Source organism: Ohessyouella blattaphilus, from assembly GCF_024721265.1.
GTDB classification, from domain to species: Bacteria; Bacillota; Clostridia; order Lachnospirales; family Lachnospiraceae; genus Aequitasia; species Aequitasia blattaphilus_A.
This window is the reverse complement of the sequence record NZ_JAMXOC010000013.1, coordinates 22833-42744: the sequence shown is the minus strand read 5'-3', so window position 1 is coordinate 42744 and position 19912 is coordinate 22833. Positions and strand designations below refer to the sequence as shown.

Here is a 19912-nt window from a genome sequence, read left to right as displayed (position 1 = left end):
AACACTCACTTCCTTTTTATCGACTTGGCTTAATTAAATTCGTTTTCCAATGTTTGTTGTGACTCCTCTAACGCTTCTTTTACTGGCATACCATTTTCATAAATATTATTAAGCGTGGTGGTTACCAGTTCGTTGTTGATAGATGGCCATTTTTCATTAGAAAGCGTATCTAGGGCCGCAATACTGTCTTTGATTTCATTTAAGGTATCAAATGGATAGGTATTGAAGAACTGTACGAACTTGTTGTCCGGGTTCTTCGTTAACTCTTCATCTTCCCATACGGCTGTATTAACTGGATCAAATCCTAAGACATTCCATACTTCCTTATTTGCTTCTTCAGAAAGCTTGATGAATGCAAATACTTCAGCTGCCAAATCAGCATTTTCGCTAGTCTTCACAACGGCTGTTCCCGTTCCGCCACCACCGATAGATTTAACATCTCCGTCTTTCCATACTGGTGCAGGAGCAATGGCTACATCGCCTTCAAGGTCTGTCATGTAACTGGTAAATCTAGATGTTTGCCAGAAAGGCATAATCTGTACTGCGTAGTCACCGCTATTGTAAGAAGGATACGCTTCTTCGTTATCCGGTTGTCCGCCTGGTACGGTTGCGAACGCGCCGGTATCTTGCATATCTTTAATGTACTGAAGTACTTCCACTAAGGTGTCGTTAGTCAAATCCAAATTACCGTCGCCATCTAGGTAATCTCCACCCTTTTGTACTAACATAAGGTTAATCATCCAGTTAGCGAAGGTCTCTACACAAGCAAAATACTTACCAGTTGCTTCGTAGTATTTAACTCCTGCTGCTTTAAATTCATCCCAGGTCTTAATCTGAGTATAGTCAATACCAGCTCCTTCTAATAACTCTGTGTTATAGAAAGCCACTGTTGCCCCTACGTGAGTAGGTAGGCCGTATCTGCTTCCATCTTTCGAATAGATGTCAAGTCTTGATTCAACTGTGGTATCTTTGTATGGCGCGATGCTTTCAGTCAAATCCATAAGCTCTACATCACCAACCATAAAAGCTGGGAACTTACCAAGCTCAATATCCACTACATCTGGTGCCCCTTCGCCTGACTCTAAGGCAAGGGAAAGCTTGTTGTGCATATCATCATACTGCATATTGCTTAAGGTAAGCTTCACTTGCTTATCCGGATTCGCTTCATTCCATTTCTCTGCCATATTCGTGTAAAATTCTTGATGTAACTCAATAAAGGTCCATACTTCTAGCTCTGTATAATCTCCTTCAACTTCCATGGTATTCGATCCTGCCGAACCACTGCTATCCTTGTCATCACCAGAACCTTCCGATCCCGATTTGCATCCCACCAATAAGCTAGCCATCATAGCTACACACAACATTACTGCGATTAATCTCTTTTTCATAAGTTTCCTCCTTTTTGTTAATCGTTTTAGTTACTACTCCTTAGTTTTTCTCCCCTTTTGTTTCTTTCGGAAAATTAATTTGCTGAATAACACCTCTTTTTTCAACAACTAAACTTTAATTATTGTTAATCGTTTTAGTAAAATAAATAATCATTTTACTAAAAATTATTATTTTAAAGTTTTAATTTCCGATTTAACCCTTATTTTGCGCGCTTTTATTTATATCATCGTTATATCACTATGCTTTTATAAAATCAAGTAGAAATTAAACGTTTAATTATGTGCAAATTGCACAAAAAAGAAGAGGTTATGTATTATAACCTCTTCTTTTCCCCTTACTATTCGTTAACCTCACCTACTGATTTTCTCAATAAAAACTCACAAGGAACCTTGTAGATTCCCTCTTTTTCTGGCAACTCTTCATGAGCGAGAAGACCCATCATCACTTCACTCGCCTTATAACCGATATCGTGTAGCGGTAGCGTCGTCGTTGTCAGCGGTGGCTTATAATAAGACGACACCTCCCGGTTATCGAAGCCAACGATAGAAATATCCTCTCCCACCTTTAAGCCTCTTTCTTCCAGCCGGTCATACACCCCTCCTGCCATCACGTCATTCATACAAAAGATAGCTGTTACTCCTTGATCGATTAGGGCATCGGTATTGCTATACCCGCTCTCCCGGTTCCAATCCCCCGTCATACAAAACTTCGGGTTAAATAAAATGCTATTGTCAAATAAAGCTCTTTGAAATCCTTCTAATCTGGCCTGCATATGCAAGCTGTCCTTCTTTCCGGTAATGACGCCAATCTGCTTGTGCCCCATCGCCGCCAAATGAGAGACCAGCTGATAAGCCCCCTCTTCATCATCTACAACGATACTCGGAATCTTCGCTGTATCTGAATATCCATAAGCCATTACCGCAGGAATTCGGATATCCTCCGGAATACATTTAATCACCCGCTCATGGGCAGAGATATAGATAATCCCCTCCACCTGTTTTGACTGGAGCTTACGAATCTCCTTATGAACGTCTTCATAATAATCTTGCTTATGGTAATAGGTGTCTTCATGCTTCTTAAATAGCCGCAGATTCGTTAATAGGATATGATAGTCCGCCTCCTCGCATTGCTGAGTAATCCCATCAATAATATCTGGAATACTAAAAATCGTCATGTCTTCCGCAATTACCCCAATACTTCTAGTATTTCTCATCTTCAAGTTCTTCGCCACGATATTCGGTGTGTAGTTCATCTCTTTGGCAGCCTTTAGAACCTTTTGCTTCGTTTCCTCACTGGCACCGCCCTTGTTATTTAGAATATTAGAGACTGTGGCAACCGAGACCCCGCAAGCCTTCGCCAGTTCTTTAATGGTAGTCATCGCTTCTTCCCCCGTTTGCTTTTCGTAGTATAAGATAATTAACGCAAGTTTTCGGGCGGTTGTCAAGGATATCTTATACGTTTAACCTCATAAGCGTGCATAAAACTCCAAAGCGTAACTTTGAAAATAACCTTCTCTTAAATCAAGCCTCTCTTCTAGCATCTCGATTAGCCTTTTTATCTTTGCTAGCGCCTTTTCCTTTGTATCCCCAGCAAAGAAGGCTTCTATCTCTTCTTTATCCTCTGCATCCACCTCTAAACTCTCCATTCTTTTCCCTGCAATCATACAGAAAAGTGCCTGCCGCAAGATGCAATACACAATATTATCCATATAATCCTGCCGATAGTCAGAGCTCACTTCTTCAAGGACTTGAATAATGGCATTCTCTGAGAACCTATTCAAGAAGTGCTGTTCAGCTCGAATATCTTCTAAATACTCAAGGATCAAATCAGCACCCCTTTTGTCCACTACCTGGTGTAGAGGTGGGTAGTCTAAGGTCAAAATATGGTTCTGGGGAAGATAGATGGGATCGTAATTCAAGAAGAAAGCTGGCATTCCCTTTAAAATCGTCTCCCGGTAATTCTCTACACCATAGTCTCGAAAGTCTTCAATAATCTTCGTATAAACCGCCTTCGCTCGGTACACCTTTTTCTTGGTTATCTCAAGTCCTTGCTGATACAGAACTTCTAAAGGTGTGTTCTCATCCCTTAGACTCCCCTCTTCTGCCCCACATGCTTCTATGTGATACATGATTCCATCCATTAGCTCCTGAGCCCGCTCATAGGTTACCGACGAGCTTTCATAAGATACCGATTTCTTAATTACCTGATCTAATAGCCGCAACAATTCCTCTTCGTTATATACCATCGCCTACCTCCTCCTAAGTCTAGACAGTATACGCCCCTTTGGACCCCCTTACAAGTCTTGAATTTTCGCGGTTTTTGTGGTAATATATAGTTAAGTAAAAAGCTCCTCTAGATTCGTTTTGAACCTAGAAGAGCTCTTTTTTGAAACTACAAAGTTTACTTTTCTAACCTGCGTGATATCTTAATTAGCACTGGTAGGGTGATACCAATCACAAGGGTATCCACGAGCTTAAGTACGGCTGTTCCGAAGAAGCAGGAGAGCGCGTTGCCGTAGCCTCTATTTAAGCTCCAAGTATAGAACCGATATTCCCAGCCACTGTCGGGAATACCGCCATTCTTCCAGAGCGTCAACAAGCCGGCAATCACCGTTCCCGCTGCGAAATAGATTAGCATTGCCAAAAGCAGGCGTTTTATCTTTATGCTATCCCTATTCAGTAGCAGACCAAAGCTTAGAGCTGCTATTCCCCCAATTAGGTAAAAGAGCAACGAGTTAACGCCGTAGACAAAGGCCGATTGAAAGAAGGTGGAGGCAAAAGCCACTAGTAACCCTGCTGTCGGTTCAATCATAACTGCTGCCAATACCGTACCTAGGGAATCTAGCCATGCCGGCAGATGAAAGACGTGCCCTAGATAATAAAGTCCAATATCAAGTCCTACTCCAACACCCATAATCAGCAAGCTTCGCTTTAAAAATGCACCACTTAGTTTGCTTACCTTCTCTAGTTTTTTCTCCGTCTTACTCAAATCTATTTTCAGCTCATCGAGAAAGCCGGCGGTCACAATACCCGCTGGCATCGCGATAACCGCCACCCCAAAAAGTGATGACAGCATACTGATAAACTTACCTACGTCAGTACTAGGGTAGATATCTCCATAACCTACTGTGGTCAAAGCCGTCGTTGCCCAGTATAGAGCATCAAAAAACTGAGGGAAATTCTGCTCCGGTTCCGAAACGAACATAATAAGCGCTGAGATAACAACGTAAGCAATGGCTAGGTTAAGCACCGCTAAAAGGGTTTTCCCTTGCTTTTTAAATACGTTGGTAATCCGTACAAAACTGCGAGAGTAATGTAATAGTTTACCAAGTCTTAGCAAGCGCAATACCCGAAAGGCAGGCGGTAACAGACCAAGAGATGGCAAAATACTGAGAATATCCATAACTGCAAAGGGGGTAAAGGGATAAATTAAGAAGGACTGTATACCGCTCTTTCCCGTATGATAATCGCAGGTAATCCAGCGCAAGATATAATCCAAAAACAAAAAATAAATGGATACGGTTTCCAGAATACCAGTTATCCCCTCAGGCGGATTCCGAAACATCATGGGAACAATACTGATAATCGCCACCACCATGATAAACCAGTCGTAGATCCGACTGGCTTTATCGCCAGGACCAGCTTTTCTAATTAGCTCAAATATCCGTCTTCTCATCTGCTTGCCCTTCCCCAGCCGTCTCTTTTGCTTTTTCAATTTTTTCCATAGCTTTCGCCTTTAGCTTATCCGTTTCGCTTAGAAACTCTTCTTCCTTTTCATCTTTAACCACTTGCATGGTCGGAAATTCCCTGGGGATAGAGAAGAACTCCATAACTGAATTCGGTAATTTCTTAATGAGGAAATAGATAACGAATAAGAATACCGCCATATCGATAAAGGTTACCACCAGGAAGCAAAATACGCTAGCGATCATAGTTCTCTCACCAAACCGCTCTAATATGCCATGTAAAAATAATAGCTTTGAATCGTAGGGTATACGCCCTCCATTAAAAGCAAAGTGAATAGGAATCTTAAAGAGCGTATCCATTAACGTACAGGCTACGACGCCTACCCAGACGCCTTTAATCGTAGCAAAAAAGCCGAGACGAACATAGGCGCCAAAGAAAATCGAGAGTGAGATCGCTTCGATGGCGAATACGATAATGATTGGCTCCGCTCCCGTTAGAAAATTAAAAACAAAGACCACAATCGCGATAATCGTTCCGTAAACTGGTCCGCCAACGCAAGTACCAAACAAGATAGGAAGCAAATTGACGTACGGAAGAAACGAAAATACATCATCAAAAAAGAGTGTAGCTATAACCGTCAAAATCGTCAGGACAACTAAGAGCCTAATTCTACCTGGGTTCCAAACCGTCGTCGCTAGACCTGTATTATATTCTTTCATGCACTGTTCCTCCCCTCTATAAATACGCCGCAATTGGCATCACAATATGACCTAAGATAACGATAAAAATTAACAGCATCGACAGAATCCTTCCAAACAAAGCGGCAAATTTATTGTCGTTATATTTTGTCCGAATACGATTGATATTGATAATAATTAAAGCACCACAAAGAATGGTCAAAATCCCCCAAGCATTCACATACTCTAAGAGTCCTATCTCAAGCGCATCCGGTAGCAAATTAGCCCCAATCATAATATTAGAAACCGTACCAAATAAAGCTGCGGGAATCATCGAAAGAGGATCAATCCGGTGATACGTACACAGGATTACCATAATAAAGACCCATAGTGACGTGCCAAATAAGGCAATAAAGCATTTTAAATACAGCCCGAAGCCACTCCGGTTCAGCTCCATTTGGGTCATGAATTCCGACGTATAAGAGCCCTTTTCTTGATCTGGCATACCATAAGTGGATTCGTATTCATTCGTATGTACCCCATTAGCAAAGCGCTTTAGTTCATAACCGGCGATACTTACCGAAGAGTTAATCTCACAATTCTCTATATCTCCTTCAAAGACCACTTCATCGATGGTATAAGAAGGCTCAATATAGAAACGCAGCTGATGCGATTCTAGCGGAAAACGCTTCGTCCAAAAGTTTTTGAACACATTTACATCTACGCTACAGAGCTGGTAATTTACTCCGTTAACTGTCTCATCCGTAATAATCTCCATCTTGCTAATCGTCCCGTTATACACATGAAAATTATTGGCAAGATCAAGGCTTTTATCGCCACGCCATTTAAACCAAACCTTGAAAGCTACCCGGTAGTAGCTATTCTTCATATTAATTTCTTTCAAACTTTCCACACACGTTCCCACGGTAACCTTGGTTGCGGATTGGCTAAGGGCAATTGCCTTCTCCTCGTCCACTGGACTTTCTAGGAGCGCTCCGCGCCAATATTTATCTTCAGCCACCTTATCTTGATACAACGTCCATGTAGTATATTGTAGAAAGATTCCTCCACATAAAATAATTCCCAAAAACCAAGTGACCAGCTTTTTAATCTGCCACTTCTTGTAAATCTTTTTTTGCATGGTTCCCACCTCTTTTACTCAATTCACATAAAATCCCGAAAAAAGGGATGGTAACTATCTACCATCCCAAATAAGATTATATCTATTTCCTTAGTATATCGAATTTTTTAAACCCTTGCAAGTGCCCATTTTTTCAGTATTCTCTACCAAAATAATTCCTTTAACACATCCAAATATACATCCTTATCCCATCTTTTTTCGGTCGTGAGCTCATCGTATCGTTCTTTTCTTCTTTCCTCATTATTGCGCCATCCGGCCTTCACCGCTTCTTTAAAGCGCTCTAGGCACGTTCCTCCAAGATAGTCTAAGTCACCATAACAAATCTCTTCAAACTGCTCTCGCATAAATTCGATTAATTCATCATCGCTTACTAAGTCCATACATTCATTTTTGTACTGATAAAATAAGTCTTGTAAATCTATTAACGTCTCTAAATAGTTTCCTTGACTAAGATACTGAGAATCTTGAAAGGCATCTACTAGTTTTCCCAGGATGCTCTCGCCTAGCTCTAAGCGTTTATACTTCCTAAGGGTTTGGTTCTTGCTCTCCACCAGCTGCGTAGCTTCTTCTTCCGATAACGACAGCTGAAACGTAGCAGATGCCTCGTTTCGCGCCATCAACCCCTTGACTTCCTTTTTCTTCGTGACTAATGACAAACCGTTTAAATCTTTAATCTCCATCCACACACCTCCTTAGTAGGTCTAGACAGTATAAGCCTCTTTAGCAAGCCTTACAAGTCTTGAATTTTCGGGGTTTTTGTGGTATTATATATACAGACAAAAGAACTGTTTCTTTTGTCTTTTTTTATTACTATATGAAGTGGAGACCCATGCTTATGAATACAGAAAACAACTTACAAACTCTCGCTGATATGCATTCTCGCAGCAAAGCTGCCCAGGCCAAATTTGCGCCGGGAACAGCTCAATATACTCTACAGGTAAATCGCCTTCACGCCTTAGAAGTTGCGAAAGCTTTGATTGAAAAAGATGGAGGAACTTTTGTCTCTGATTTAAGCCGGGAAGAATTGGAACGCGCACAAGCCCCTCTTGCTTCTCTTATCAGCAAATCAGAAAAATCGCTAACTAAATTAAAGGATGGAAGTTGGCAGCAGAAGATGCTTATAGATAACCTTGAAGCCCTTCATCAGGCTTACAAGCTGCTAGACTTGGCTCTTGCAGAAGCTACTGCCAGAGAAATGACTTGGGATGAATACGTAGATAGTGTGACCATCGGTGAAAGAGATCCCTTAGAGGGCGATGTCTTTCTGGCTGATTATAGCCCTGATTGGCCACTTTGGTTTGCTAGTGAAAAGGAAAAAATAGAAAAGGCTCTCGGGGATAAGGCTCTCCAGATTCATCACGTTGGCTCCACCTCCGTACCTAATCTCGTTGCCAAACCTCTTCTTGATCTGCTACTACTGGTCCCCGATGCCGCCAAGGAGGAGGATTACGTTGTACCGCTAGAAGCGCTAGGCTATACGTTACGCATTCGAGAACCGGATTGGTACGGGCATCGGTTGCTAAAAGGTCCTGAAAACAAAATCAACCTTCATGTCTTTACAGAAGGTTGTGAAGAGGCCAAAAGAATGCTACTCTTTCGTGACTGGTTACGGGAGCATCCAGAAGACCGCGAACTCTATGCTAAAACAAAGCAAGAGCTCGCTAAGAAATCTTGGACACATATCCAGCACTACGCGGACGCTAAGTCTGAGGTAGTAGCGGAAATTATGGCTAGAGCAACTAAAGAAAAGCTTTCATAATTCCTAATAATATTGATACTTCTTATTATTCGCCCTTAAAAAAACAAAGGTTACGATCACTGCTAATAGTTCTGCTACCACCACCGAAAACCAGACGCCATCTAGGCCAAGAATAGAAGGCAATATCAAAATACAAGCGATTTGAAAAAGCAGAGTTCTCAGAAAAGATATCGCTGCTGATACTCCCCGTTTCCCAACGCCGTAAAGAATGCCGAGCCAAAAATACCAAATCCCATAAATAAGAAAGAGATAGCATAGATACGAAACGCATGGGTCGTTAACTCTAGAAGCTCAGCGTCGTAGCTAACAAATATCTTCGCCACAAAAGGGGCAAGAATCTGAGACATCAGTAGCATAATAATGGCAAAACCAGCTACCATCACCAAGCTTTTCCTGAGCAGGTTTTTCAGTTCACCAGTATTTTTTGCCCCGTAGTGATAACTGATAATCGGAGCACTTCCAATAGCATATCCAAAGAAGATAGCGATAAAAATAAAGTTTGCGTACATAATAACGCCGTAAGCTACTACCCCGTCTTCGCCAATCATCCGCATCAGCTGTATGTTAAATAGAATGTTGACAATATTGGTAGACATATTGGTAACGAGCTCAGAAGCTCCGTTAGAACACGTTTTAAGCAATACTTTCGTATCAAGCTTTGCTTTCGTTAAATGTAAGGTGCTACTATTTTTCCTGGCAAAGAATACTAGCGGAATAACACCACCAATTACTTGACTCATAGCGGTTGCTACTGCTGCCCCCACAAGCCCCATAGAAAATACTGCAACAAATAAAAAGTCAAACACGATGTTGGTAAGGCCTGCACCAATTGTGACAACAAGACCCAAATTGGGCCTTTCTGCCGTCACGAGAAAACTTTGAAACGCGTATTGTAGCATGGCAAAGGGCAACACCACGAGAAGAATCCTGCCATAGGTAACGCATTGTTCAATCATCTCTCCTTCTGCCCCTAATAAAATCGCTATCGGGCGTAAGAACGCTACCCCTAGGACTGCCAGGACGATGCCAACACCAATCGCAACGTAAATTAACATTGAAAAGTACTGCCGCGCCCGTTCCTCGCTCTTCTCACCTAAGGCCTGTGACACAATGGCGCTGCCACCGGTACCAATCATAAACCCGACGGCGCTTAATATCATTGTGACGGGATAGATGATATTTACCGCCGCAAAGGCGGTTTTTCCCACATAATTCGATACGAAGATTCCATCTACCACACCATAGATCGACGTGAAAATCATCATCATAATCGACGGCCATACAAAGCGAAAGAGGCGCCGATAATTAAAATGATCCGATAACTGGATTCTCATCAATTCCCCCTCCAACCCTTAATATATTCCGCTGTTGCCGGAACAATCGTTTTTATCTGTACATCCGAGGTATTAATACACAATTGATAGTTCTCCTTATCTCCCCATACCGCAGAGGTGATAATTTCTCTATTTTTCTTTCTTCCCTTATCTACCCGCAGAATTTGCTTTTTCATTTCTTTATCAGTAAGCTCGTTCATATCCTTGCCTAGCTTTTGACACCTTCTAATCTTACTTTCCATCTCCGCATAGACAAATATCTTAAAAGGCTCATACTCCTGTAAAATCACATCGGCATTTCTGCCAATGATGACAAAGTCCTCACCCTTAGCCGCAAGCTCTTTTAAAATCTTCTGCTGCTCTACCAATATTTTCACCGTATCTTCGACCTGATTAAGGCCAGCGAACGTCTTTCCAAAAGAAACAGGAACCGAGCGTGAGTAGCCACTATTCATCTTGCGGCTGATATACCCTTCATCCATCTTTAACTCTTCCGCTATCGTATGCAAAATTTCTTTATCATAATAGGCAATACCCAAATGCTCTGCCAGACTCTTTCCTAATTCTCTGCCGCCACTGCCAAACTCTCTACTAACTGTTATAATATTCATCCTCATCACCTCTTCCAAAATTGTTCCCATTATATTACAGTTCACCACAAAACCCAAGATAAGTAAAGAGGCTTAGGATACCCTAAGCCTCTAAACCTATTTCAATTATTTCTATAAGTCCTTATATAACCTTCTTTTACGCCTTCTTAAGATCACAATTACTAAACAAATACTGGAGAGGATAAGCAAACCAAGCGCTATCCAGATACGATTTGTATCTCCCGTTTTTGTCTTATTGGTTTTTGCTAACTGGCTCGTTTTCGCATTTTCATCGCCTTTTGGGGCCTGCTGTTTATCTCCCACAACCGTAAGCGTATATTCTTTAGAGGCACTACTACTGCTATTTTTTATCGAAACAGTAAATTTGAAAATCCCCGCTTCCGTAGGCACTCCCTTTAAAACATATTCTGCATTGATTGACCCTTCTGTAAAGCTTAAGCCCTTTGGAAGCTTTCCATCTACAGACCACTCTATATTGTCACCTAAAGCCGAGATGGTGGCTGAATAATCTTGGCCGATTTTACCTTCTGGAAGCGCTTCAGGCCCCTGAATTGAAATTTCTGGTAACACTTCTCCCAAAGCTCGGACATGTACATATGGCTCTAACTTTACCTCACCTACGATACCGAAGGCATACGTATCATTATCATTATTTGCATATTTGACGTTTGAAACATTACTAGAAACTCTGGCAACTATGGTATTATTTCCGGCTTTAAGATATGGTCCTATGTCTGCTTTAAGCGTCAACTGATTAAGAGGAACCTCGATATCATTTACAAATAGTCGCATAACATCTGCAGCATTATCAAAAGACAGGATTGCACCTTGCCCTTCTTCCCAGCCCTTATTCAATTCAAAGGAAGTCGTATACTTTGCAACTCCTGCTGCCTTCGTTAAGTTCTGTGCATCGATATCATACCAAGGAACAAGTCCAATTTCACTTAAATCATAGCTATTTGTATCTTCAACGATTGTATCATGTGCTGTTTCTCCTGGCTTCCATTGTTCTAGTATCATTTGCCAGTTGTTTAAGTTCCTAGCTTCATCCGCTAATTCTGTTGTCGCTGAAATCTTTGTACCATCGCTCATTTCTGCTGAAATTTCGCCACCCGTATACGACCGTAACGCGACCGTCGATGCCATCCTATCATAAATCACTTCATCAGCATTCGTAGAAATTAGTTGGTTGGAAATACTATGGCTACTCCAACCCTCTTGAGCAATCGCCACCATCATGGTGCTCATCGCCTCTATCTGAGCATCCATAGTTATCGTGCCATTATTATCTACATAAGAGACTATGGGAGTGATATCTCCACTCCAAGGATCTAATAAATATGGTTTCCCATACCCTTTTAAGGTGAGTTTTTGTGTACTATCTTCACTTCCGTCATTATATAGAAAATAAAGTTCTGCATCTGCGGTGTGGCGGTGATTACTATAAATATTCTGGGGTGCCTCTGGTTGCATATCAGGCGTTACACCCAGCTGAGCCAAATTAGCCGCCAGTTCTTCTCTGCTGCCAATTGACTTTACATTATCCAAGGTTTTTAGCTGATTCATGTAATCCGCAAGCTGCGTATTTTCCTCCGCCTGACCATTTACCGGATCTATCCCTTCTTTGGCAATGTAGCCATCTACTTGGCTTGGAGCTTCACCGATAATTACGACCGGCAATCCATTGTGAGCATAGTCTAAAATCTTCTCTGCCATATGCAATGACATTTTGGGAACTGTCCCATCATTCATTGGTTCAATGATTAACGCTTTATACGATGGACCATCGGCAGCTAACACGGCTCTATTATCTTCCATTCCTACCACAGCATTATCTAAATCGAGTAAAAAAGGAGTAACATAGTCATATGTATAGCCATTCTGCTCCACTGCTGTAATATCATTACGCACATTTCCTTTTCCGTGTAGATTTCTATATACCGCTAAGTCAACATCTCCTTGACCCTGTTGCAGCACCATCTGGGTACGTGAGATAGAATCCGTCATTATATCAACATTATCCCACATAGGAGTCTTATCATCCCATTCATTTCCATAGCTCATGAGCGACATCGCCGAATAGCCCGGCCAACTCGTATCCGCTGGCATCCATGGTGGCATACCCAGCCCTTCCGTATCAGTCATTTTATAGGTGGTGCCATGAAAAATCGCTTTATTAACGCCAGCAGCATAAAAGCGATTTGCGTAATACATGTATCCTCGGTGATGACTTTCGCCATTTTTTCTCTTTGTCTCTAACCAAGTATTTCTCCACGCATCCTGCCCTATTTCGACGCCTTCGACTGTGTAAAGATTATCTCCGCGCATATTTACAACACCACTTAACTGCCTATAGGCATCAGGAGCACTTCCACTCATAGCGTAAGACTCTGCTTCTATAATATCAGAAGCAAACGCTGGTTCCGTAAGTTCAAATACGCTGCTACCTGCACTACTATACGCTTGATATCTCAAGGTCATATTATGACCCTTTGCCCAATCACTGAATTGGTGCATATGATTATTTGCTAATAATTCAGTCATTGTTTTATAAAGGTCTTCACGGACATCATTACCAATTGAATTCATCTCATAATGAATGGCCGGTAGCCACGGAGTAAGGTCATATCCGCGACGCTGTGCAAATTCTTGCAACATATCTACTGTCCACAAATTAGATCTTAACTCAAAGGAATCTCCAAAAATACTCCCACCATTTTGCTCATACAGACTTTTTAACTCTGAGTCACAATTCATCGCTTCATCCCAGTTATCTGTCACTGCTTTGGTCGCAGCTGCACTCATATGGTCGATAACATATTGTCCAACTATCATGGTAGTTGCTCCAGATGACTGCCGGTAAAAGTAAAAGATACTCCACTCCCCTTCTTGCGGAGCACTCCAAGAAATAGCGCCACTAGCCTCATCAAAATTGCTTTCTTCTCCTAACAAACTGACAGCCGTGGTTGGATCATAAGTACCATCTTCTAATTTCATAGCCGCTGTAATCGCTATCAATTCGTGTTTACGTCCACTTGCAAAACCTGAGCCCGCATCTGGAAAAACATACTCTGTTGCCGCATACTCCATATTCTGAGCCGTCGCACTAAAATCTACAGTCGTACTGTATATTCTCTGCTCAGTTCGATCATCATCAATATCGTTTATAGCCGGTGTCGCAATGGGCCAAAGTTGTCCAATGGTAAAATCCACTTGAATACCAAAGTCTCTTCCAGCCCGGAGAATCCACTTCATCGTCTCATTCCACGTCTGATCATTGATTACAGACCCCTTGGCCAATTCAAGACTCTGCAATTCGACTCCGCCAAAGCCTCCTAACGCAAATGCTTCCATTTCCCTACGCACTTGTTCTTCATTCATCCGTCCCGGTGCAATCCAGTAGCGCATAAATGGCTTCGCATCGTTGTTTGGTGATTTGAATTCTTGTTCAAAAGCTGATAACTCCGTTTCGGCAGCACGAGTAAGACCAACATCGTTTAAATTTCCACCTAGCACAGATAAAATCATGCTAACACTAAGAATTCCCGCAATTACATTACTTCTTTTTTTCATGTTCATACCCTCTTCTTTTACGAAATCCCACTTCCTTTAACCCTTACAATTCTATCGCGATATTAAGCGAATTACATTGTAAAAAACGATGTGATTTCTTGTGATTATCTGCACATAATCATCTATGAGAGTAGTGAAAGAAAACTCTTATCCGTTCCTTTTCTTATACGTTGCTGGTGATAAACCATATCTTTTTTTGAAAACTCGGTGCAAATAACTGGCATCATTAAATCCGACCATTTCTGCAACACGTCCGATGGATAATTCTCCTATCTCAATATATTGCTTCGCTCTTTCAAGTTTCATTTCGTGAACAACCTCTACATATCTTTTTCCTGTATATAGATACACCAATCGCGAAATATAGCTGGTCGAGTAATGAAATTCATTTGCCACCTTCTTTAAGGTTACTGTATTCAGATTGTCACGAATATACGCAATCACTGAGTTCATTACTGTATCGACTTCATTTCGGTTTTTCAATGCATTCATCTCTTTCGCATTTCTTGATAATTCGTTAAAAAGTGCAATCAAACAGGTTGAAATCATAGATTCAAAATGAGCATCCTGCATGCTCAACTCCTCTATCAACTTCACTAATAATCTATTGATAGCTTTCTCTTCACAACTGGGGAAAAAGATATAATTATCGTCTTTCTTCAAGCCATAGATATAATCTACCATGAAACGTGAGACCAGCGGATTCTGTTTTAAAAAAAGTAGAACGGATTCATTTAACACCTCTTTTTTGATTAAAAGATTAATCACACAATCCGTTTCATTTTCTACATGAATCGCATGAACGGTATTTGGATCCATCAAAACGATATCACCTTGATGCAGCGATATGTGCTGGTCTCTCATCATCTGTAATGCCTGACCTTTATAGACATAAACAAGTTCATAAAAATCATGATTGTGTAAAGGAATCTGCTTTAAAGAAGAAGCCGGACAAAAATGAAGACAGATATCTATCTGTGGCATACCTATAATTTTATCTATTGTGTAAAATCCTTGTTCGTGTACCTGTTTTGCCCATTTCTTATTTGGTATAATTTCGTTTTGATAGGTCGCCCTGTTTTCTTGAAAATCTCGAATTGCTTCCAGTAATACATCCACCATAAATATTCTCCTTTAAATATATACATTTTGTACATTTAACTTAATATCTATAACGGGTTCCTAACTTTACTTTAGCATAGTCTCAAATCCAACCCTATGGTAGATTTTTTGGATATTGGGTAAATTTTAAATTTCTTATTATCACAAAAAGCCGTTATTTCTAACGAAAGACCAAAATCTTCAACGTCCAGTCCTCGTCTAATTCCTTTATATCTACAATAGCACACTGGCCCTGTCCGTTACGAGTTAGGTAAACTCTACAATCCTTCACGGCTAGTAGAGTATAACTTTTTGCTGCAAATCATACAAAAAATCAACATGTATACTCACACCTCTTAATACCTTTTTTGCACAATAAAGGGACTGTCTTATTTCCCGATAGTCCCTCATTTTTTTACTTCTCAGTATCTTTCACCTCTACAACAATATATCCAGCATCTCTAACAGCCTTTTTTAAAGTCATAATATCCGGCGCTTCTTTACAAAGAACCTTAGCTAGGTGCTGCCCTAGGTCCACCTGGGCATAAGCTCCCGGCAAGCTATTCAGTCCATTCTCAACCCGCAAAGCACAGTTGGCACAAGTCATACCCTCAATACGTAGCGTAACCTGGTATGGATAATTTGCTTTATTTCGGTCAGCCACCCGTACTTTCTTAATCGGCGCCTCGCCTTCAGTGCAGCAGCTATCACCACGGCGCAACTTACGCACATAATTATAAAGAACGTAGCCGCAAAAAACAAATAAAAGACCAGCAATCATATACGTCGTCATCTTTAAACCTTTTCCCACATAACGGGGCCTCGCGGAGCCACGTTTTGGCAATCGCAGGAGCCATTGCCACATTTGCCACCGCAACTTTCACAGCCACCGCCGCGCTCTACTCGCCGCAAGAGTCCCATTCGTTCCAAGTATTCCACCTGAGCCTTGACACCTTCTTCTCCGGTGCCAAGACTCTCGGCTAATTCTAGTTGAGAATACGCCCGTCCCTCATCTAGTAAGGTCAAAAGCTTGATTAACATTTGCCCCGCCTCCTTTTTGAAAAATGTAACTATCTTTAGAAAATAAGCATCCCGATATGATAAACCAGAAAGGCTAATACTAAAGCCGCACAGAAATAGTAAAGAGCTATTCTAAGCGTCCACTTAAGGGAACGTGTCTCCTGATACGTAGAGCTAATGGCCATTAGACAAGGTACATTAAAGGTAACCGCAAAGATAAACGCTAACGCCTGCGCCTGCGTAATGGAAGTAGCAAGCACCTCACTTAAATTGGCGGCCGTGCCGCTTCCTCCAAAAGTAGCTGAGAAGAGACTTCCACCACCTACATATAAGGTAGAAAGCACACCTAAGGCTGCTTCTTTACTAATCGCTGAGGAAACAAATGCTAAAAACGTCTGCCAGGTAAAACCAAAAATACTTGTCACTGGTTCAATCATCCGACCAAAACGATATAAAATCGTCGTTTCTGGATTTCCGGTACTCGTATACGTTAGTAGCCAAAAGACCAAAGACACAATGAAGATCACTTTAATGGCTTTCCACAAAATCTCCCTAGTTTGTACAAGAATCGAGCGAAGTAGTGCTCCCCACTTTGGCTTGTGGTAAGGTGGTAATTCCATAATCAGACCTGTTCGGTCTTCCTCTTTTACCAAGCGCTTACTAGTTGCCTTTTTATCAAACTTTGAGAGTGCCACACCTTGCTTTTTCCCGGTGATTGCCCCTTGTAGCGTTTCGTCAATCCGCTTAAACTTACAATCTCCCGTTAAAAGGGCGCCGTTTTTTATCTGCGCTAACGTTTCTTCAAACGCCTTTTTACTTTCTGCTGGTAAGCCTTCCCGTACTTTAGCAATAACCACCATATCTCCTTCTAGAGCTTTGGCTGCTAACCATACTGGTGAATAGCCATCAAATTAAGGAGCAGTACCGCCGGGCAATCCATCCCCGCATAGTCGGCTAGCATAAACATGCTTCGCTCAAGCTGAGCCGCATCTGCTAAGATACGCACCACATCCGCTTTGCCACTGGCGATATAATCTCTCGTAATCACCTCTTCATCTGAGTTTGCTGAAAGACTGTAGCTCCCTGGTAAATCCGTCACCGTATAGCGTCCGCCATCTTTCGTAAAATACCCTTCCTTTTTTTCTACCGTCTTTCCTGGCCAGTTACCTACGTGTTGATGGGAACCGGTAAGTGCATTAAATAACGTAGATTTACCGGAGTTTGGTTCTCCTAGTAACGCAATAACCGGCGTTTTTGTTGCTGCCATAGTACTCATGCTCTCACCTCCACCAAAATATTGTCACTTTCTTCTCGGTTAAGGGCAACCACGCTGTCTCGCCCGTAAAGTAATAAAGGCATCTTCTTTTCATTTCTTAGTACTTCCACCCGGCTCCCCACCGTTAGACCAATAGAGATTACTCTGGTCAAAAATCGGGTATCGCCTTGTACTCCCGCAATGGTGCCCTGCTGCCCTGGTTGTAACTCGTTTAATTTTTGCATTTCCTTTCCTCCTCATAAAATCTGGTTAGTTTTCACTAACTATTGGTTAAAAAATATCAGGGTTAAAACCCCAATATTTTCTGCCACCCGGCTGTATAAAATTCTCCTAATACTTCCACATACTGCAATGCCTTTTCTTTTGGCATCTCATGAGCGATAGGCTCAAAGATGCCTGCATAATACGTGCTGGTAATAATATGAATTAACTCTTCTTCTAATTCTCGCTTAAGCACCTTGCTTTGCTGTAGATGCTTAATCAGATGCGTAGTCGCCGCTGTCTCCATTTCCGCAAGACCATTCATATAACCTTCATAACTGGTTCCACTAGCCTTGCAACAAAGAAGGTGAAACGCCTCAAAGTGCTGATACAAAAAATCGACCAAAGACCGCGGATCTACATCTAGCCATTTACGCCAAGAGCTGATATCTTCGCTTAAGGTTTCATCCATCGTCTTCGTAGCCTTTAGAAAATGTCCCTTTAGCTCTTCGGCCGGCTCTCTCACTAGCGCTTCAAACAGTGCCCCTTTATCTGGAAAATACGTATAAATTGCTCCTGTAGTCACTTGGGCTATAGCGGCAATTCTTCGCAGGGAAGCTTTCTCAAAACCGTATTCTAAAAACTCTTTTTTCCCTGCTTCAAGAATGGCAGACTTTGTTTTTTCATTCAGCAACCGCATACACTGACTGCCCTCCTCTTAATATAACAATGTTATCTTATTCCTTTGCCGGGATTTTGTCAAGGAAAAAACTACTTTAAAGCTTTCCGGCCAGTTGCTCCTGTGCTTCTTCCCTTGTAATATCGCCCGAGTTAGCGGCTGCCATAATCTGCACCATCTTATCCCGAAGCTTATATTTGGCAAAAATCGGTAAAGAAATAAGTGCGCCGATTACCGGCGAAAGGATAAATAGCACCCAAATAGCGTTGATAGCCGAAGGCGGCTGCACGGCACCTTCTCCTGAAACAAAGCCGAATGCTCCTAAAATAAACATCGCCACCGCACCCGGCACCGCGTTCATAAACTTAAAGACAAAAGTCTGAATGGAATAGGCCGTTCCCTGCAAGCGCTTTCCGGTAACAAACTCGCCATACTCAACGAAATCACCGGTGAATTGCAACTGTAAAATCAGCTGGATACCAAAGAAAATGCCCCGCACGCCTAGTAGGATAAAGAACAACACCTGATTTTCATATCCTGCCAAAAAGCAGACCACACTCATTACTGTTTGACCGATAATCCCCACCATCAGCAAATGGAACTTGTCGAACTTGCGAGTGAGTACCGGCATCAATACTCCCATCACTAACGATGGTAAGGCGATAAATAGCGAAAGGACGCTTACCATACCTAAATTTCCGAGACAGTTTACCGCAAAGTAGGTAATCACTGCATTTGTCATACTAGTGACACTAAGGATCATAATCCCTAGGAAACCGATACGCAGATATTTGTTGCTCTTCACATAATTTAGCATGCTTTTTAGTGTCACTTCCTCCTCATCCTTGTTGACGTAGCGCTCCTTCGCATAGCGGCTCATAAAGAACATCAAAAAGGCGGCAACGATACTTAAGATAACGGCTGTCGGCAAAGGCCCAAGGGAACTGTAGAGCCCCGGTCCAGCTACCGCTACCACGATTGCCGTAAGGGTAGAAAGCACCGTATTGCGAGACATAATATTGATTCGCTCATGTACCTGGTCGGTGACCGCACTAGTCATGGCAAAGATTGGCACATCGCACATCGTATATGCGATATCAAATAGCAGATAAGACACAAAGGCCCACAGAATCTTCCATCCAGTGGCAATTCCACTAGGAATGGCAAACATTAACACCACCGTAACCGGAAGCATCACGTTCGCCGCACGCAAAAAGGGCAAGAACTTACCTGACTTTAAATTGGTCCTGTCCAAAATAGCACCAAAAATCGGGTCGTTCACTGCATCCCATACTCGGGCAAATAAAAACAAGACCCCCACCGCATAGGCGGTAATGCCAATATTAGTAAGAAACAGCGGTAAAAAACTGCCGGCAAAAGTATTTATAACGCTTTGGCCAGCCATAAAAAGACCGAATCCCCAGCGTTCAATACCGCTGGTACGAAATAGTTTGTTATCCATAAT

At 41.9% G+C, this 19912-nt stretch carries 18 protein-coding genes and 1 pseudogene; 1 reads left to right on the top strand and 18 read right to left on the bottom strand.

What is annotated here, in order from left to right:
* Positions 1-29: 29 nt before the first annotated feature.
* The 7 genes from NHH16_RS09350 to NHH16_RS09320 all read right to left on the bottom strand — a co-directional run bounded on the left by NHH16_RS09350 (position 30) and on the right by NHH16_RS09320 (position 7573).
* Positions 30-1388, bottom strand: a complete 1359-nt coding sequence (locus NHH16_RS09350; RefSeq protein ID WP_262069331.1) for an ABC transporter substrate-binding protein — start codon at positions 1386-1388, stop codon at positions 30-32.
* A gap of 338 nt (positions 1389-1726) precedes the next feature.
* Positions 1727-2767 carry a LacI family DNA-binding transcriptional regulator gene (locus NHH16_RS09345; RefSeq protein WP_262069330.1) on the bottom strand — a complete coding sequence of 347 codons (1041 nt, stop codon included), beginning with the start codon at positions 2765-2767 and terminating at the stop codon, positions 1727-1729.
* Between the two features lie 87 nt (positions 2768-2854).
* Positions 2855-3634 (bottom strand): DUF6179 domain-containing protein, encoded by a 780-nt coding sequence (locus tag NHH16_RS09340; protein WP_262069329.1) that lies wholly within the window; start codon positions 3632-3634, stop codon positions 2855-2857.
* A 155-nt stretch (positions 3635-3789) separates the two neighbouring features.
* The gene (locus NHH16_RS09335) at positions 3790-5064 is read right to left on the bottom strand and encodes an ion transporter (RefSeq protein WP_262069328.1); all 1275 of its coding nucleotides are present in this window, start codon (positions 5062-5064) and stop codon (positions 3790-3792) included.
* The gene (locus NHH16_RS09330; RefSeq protein ID WP_262069327.1) at positions 5045-5794 is read right to left on the bottom strand and encodes a hypothetical protein; all 750 of its coding nucleotides are present in this window, start codon (positions 5792-5794) and stop codon (positions 5045-5047) included. The genes NHH16_RS09335 and NHH16_RS09330 overlap by 20 nt, the downstream gene beginning before the upstream one ends.
* Before the next feature lie 16 nt (positions 5795-5810).
* On the bottom strand, positions 5811-6893 hold the full coding sequence (locus NHH16_RS09325; protein ID WP_262069326.1) for a ligand-gated ion channel: 1083 nt from the start codon (positions 6891-6893) through the stop codon (positions 5811-5813).
* A gap of 143 nt (positions 6894-7036) precedes the next feature.
* Positions 7037-7573 carry a DUF6323 family protein gene (locus NHH16_RS09320; RefSeq protein ID WP_262069325.1) on the bottom strand — a complete coding sequence of 179 codons (537 nt, stop codon included), beginning with the start codon at positions 7571-7573 and terminating at the stop codon, positions 7037-7039.
* Between the two features lie 155 nt (positions 7574-7728).
* Between NHH16_RS09320 and NHH16_RS09315 the strand changes: the two genes are divergently transcribed.
* On the top strand, positions 7729-8652 hold the full coding sequence (locus tag NHH16_RS09315) for a GrpB family protein (protein ID WP_262069324.1): 924 nt from the start codon (positions 7729-7731) through the stop codon (positions 8650-8652).
* Positions 8653-8655: 3 nt separating this feature from the next.
* Here the strand turns inward: NHH16_RS09315 and NHH16_RS09310 are convergent.
* From NHH16_RS09310 to NHH16_RS09265, 11 genes and pseudogenes are all read right to left on the bottom strand, one after another.
* Positions 8656-9986 (bottom strand): annotated as a pseudogene (locus NHH16_RS09310) (MATE family efflux transporter).
* Complete coding sequence (locus NHH16_RS09305) at positions 9986-10597, bottom strand: cytidylate kinase-like family protein (RefSeq protein WP_262069323.1); 612 nt, start codon at positions 10595-10597, stop codon at positions 9986-9988. The pseudogene NHH16_RS09310 and the gene NHH16_RS09305 overlap by 1 nt, the downstream one beginning before the upstream one ends.
* 111 nt (positions 10598-10708) lie before the next feature.
* Positions 10709-14170 (bottom strand): glycosyl hydrolase, encoded by a 3462-nt coding sequence (locus NHH16_RS09300; RefSeq protein WP_262069322.1) that lies wholly within the window; start codon positions 14168-14170, stop codon positions 10709-10711.
* Positions 14171-14317: 147 nt separating this feature from the next.
* Positions 14318-15292, bottom strand: a complete 975-nt coding sequence (locus tag NHH16_RS09295) for a helix-turn-helix transcriptional regulator (RefSeq protein WP_262069321.1) — start codon at positions 15290-15292, stop codon at positions 14318-14320.
* A 394-nt stretch (positions 15293-15686) separates the two neighbouring features.
* On the bottom strand, positions 15687-16082 hold the full coding sequence (locus NHH16_RS09290; protein WP_262069320.1) for a heavy-metal-associated domain-containing protein: 396 nt from the start codon (positions 16080-16082) through the stop codon (positions 15687-15689).
* Positions 16067-16312 carry a FeoC-like transcriptional regulator gene (locus NHH16_RS09285; RefSeq protein ID WP_262069319.1) on the bottom strand — a complete coding sequence of 82 codons (246 nt, stop codon included), beginning with the start codon at positions 16310-16312 and terminating at the stop codon, positions 16067-16069. Before NHH16_RS09285 ends, NHH16_RS09290 begins: the two co-directional genes overlap by 16 nt.
* Before the next feature lie 35 nt (positions 16313-16347).
* Positions 16348-17151, bottom strand: coding sequence for a nucleoside recognition domain-containing protein (locus NHH16_RS09280; protein WP_316043932.1), 804 nt, complete (start codon positions 17149-17151; stop codon positions 16348-16350).
* A 23-nt stretch (positions 17152-17174) separates the two neighbouring features.
* A complete protein-coding gene (locus NHH16_RS15645) occupies positions 17175-17567 on the bottom strand; it encodes a FeoB small GTPase domain-containing protein (protein ID WP_316043931.1) in 393 nt (130 codons plus the stop codon).
* Positions 17564-17791, bottom strand: a complete 228-nt coding sequence (locus tag NHH16_RS09275; protein ID WP_262069318.1) for a FeoA family protein — start codon at positions 17789-17791, stop codon at positions 17564-17566. Before NHH16_RS09275 ends, NHH16_RS15645 begins: the two co-directional genes overlap by 4 nt.
* 62 nt (positions 17792-17853) lie before the next feature.
* Positions 17854-18468: a TetR/AcrR family transcriptional regulator gene (locus tag NHH16_RS09270; RefSeq protein ID WP_262069317.1), complete on the bottom strand. Its 615-nt coding sequence runs from the start codon at positions 18466-18468 to the stop codon at positions 17854-17856.
* 76 nt (positions 18469-18544) lie between these two features.
* The gene (locus tag NHH16_RS09265) at positions 18545-19909 is read right to left on the bottom strand and encodes an MFS transporter (RefSeq protein WP_262069316.1); all 1365 of its coding nucleotides are present in this window, start codon (positions 19907-19909) and stop codon (positions 18545-18547) included.
* Positions 19910-19912: the final 3 nt, after the last annotated feature.

What these genes read in the sequence shown, in the direction of transcription:
- NHH16_RS09350 (WP_262069331.1), bottom strand. Translation starts at nt 1,388, where the DNA reads ATGAAAAAGAGATTAATCGCAGTAATGTTGTGTGTAGCTATGATGGCT.
- NHH16_RS09325 (WP_262069326.1), bottom strand. Translation starts at nt 6,893, where the DNA reads ATGCAAAAAAAGATTTACAAGAAGTGGCAGATTAAAAAGCTGGTCACT.
- NHH16_RS09345 (WP_262069330.1), bottom strand. Translation starts at nt 2,767, where the DNA reads ATGACTACCATTAAAGAACTGGCGAAGGCTTGCGGGGTCTCGGTTGCC.
- NHH16_RS09335 (WP_262069328.1), bottom strand. Translation starts at nt 5,064, where the DNA reads ATGAGAAGACGGATATTTGAGCTAATTAGAAAAGCTGGTCCTGGCGAT.
- NHH16_RS09300 (WP_262069322.1), bottom strand. Translation starts at nt 14,170, where the DNA reads ATGAAAAAAAGAAGTAATGTAATTGCGGGAATTCTTAGTGTTAGCATG.
- NHH16_RS15645 (WP_316043931.1), bottom strand. Translation starts at nt 17,567, where the DNA reads ATGAGTACTATGGCAGCAACAAAAACGCCGGTTATTGCGTTACTAGGA.
- NHH16_RS09280 (WP_316043932.1), bottom strand. Translation starts at nt 17,151, where the DNA reads ATGGTGGTTATTGCTAAAGTACGGGAAGGCTTACCAGCAGAAAGTAAA.
- NHH16_RS09295 (WP_262069321.1), bottom strand. Translation starts at nt 15,292, where the DNA reads ATGGTGGATGTATTACTGGAAGCAATTCGAGATTTTCAAGAAAACAGG.
- NHH16_RS09275 (WP_262069318.1), bottom strand. Translation starts at nt 17,791, where the DNA reads ATGCAAAAATTAAACGAGTTACAACCAGGGCAGCAGGGCACCATTGCG.
- NHH16_RS09265 (WP_262069316.1), bottom strand. Translation starts at nt 19,909, where the DNA reads ATGGATAACAAACTATTTCGTACCAGCGGTATTGAACGCTGGGGATTC.
- NHH16_RS09285 (WP_262069319.1), bottom strand. Translation starts at nt 16,312, where the DNA reads ATGTTAATCAAGCTTTTGACCTTACTAGATGAGGGACGGGCGTATTCT.
- NHH16_RS09315 (WP_262069324.1), top strand. Translation starts at nt 7,729, where the DNA reads ATGAATACAGAAAACAACTTACAAACTCTCGCTGATATGCATTCTCGC.
- NHH16_RS09270 (WP_262069317.1), bottom strand. Translation starts at nt 18,468, where the DNA reads ATGCGGTTGCTGAATGAAAAAACAAAGTCTGCCATTCTTGAAGCAGGG.
- NHH16_RS09320 (WP_262069325.1), bottom strand. Translation starts at nt 7,573, where the DNA reads ATGGAGATTAAAGATTTAAACGGTTTGTCATTAGTCACGAAGAAAAAG.
- NHH16_RS09340 (WP_262069329.1), bottom strand. Translation starts at nt 3,634, where the DNA reads ATGGTATATAACGAAGAGGAATTGTTGCGGCTATTAGATCAGGTAATT.
- NHH16_RS09305 (WP_262069323.1), bottom strand. Translation starts at nt 10,597, where the DNA reads ATGAATATTATAACAGTTAGTAGAGAGTTTGGCAGTGGCGGCAGAGAA.
- NHH16_RS09330 (WP_262069327.1), bottom strand. Translation starts at nt 5,794, where the DNA reads ATGAAAGAATATAATACAGGTCTAGCGACGACGGTTTGGAACCCAGGT.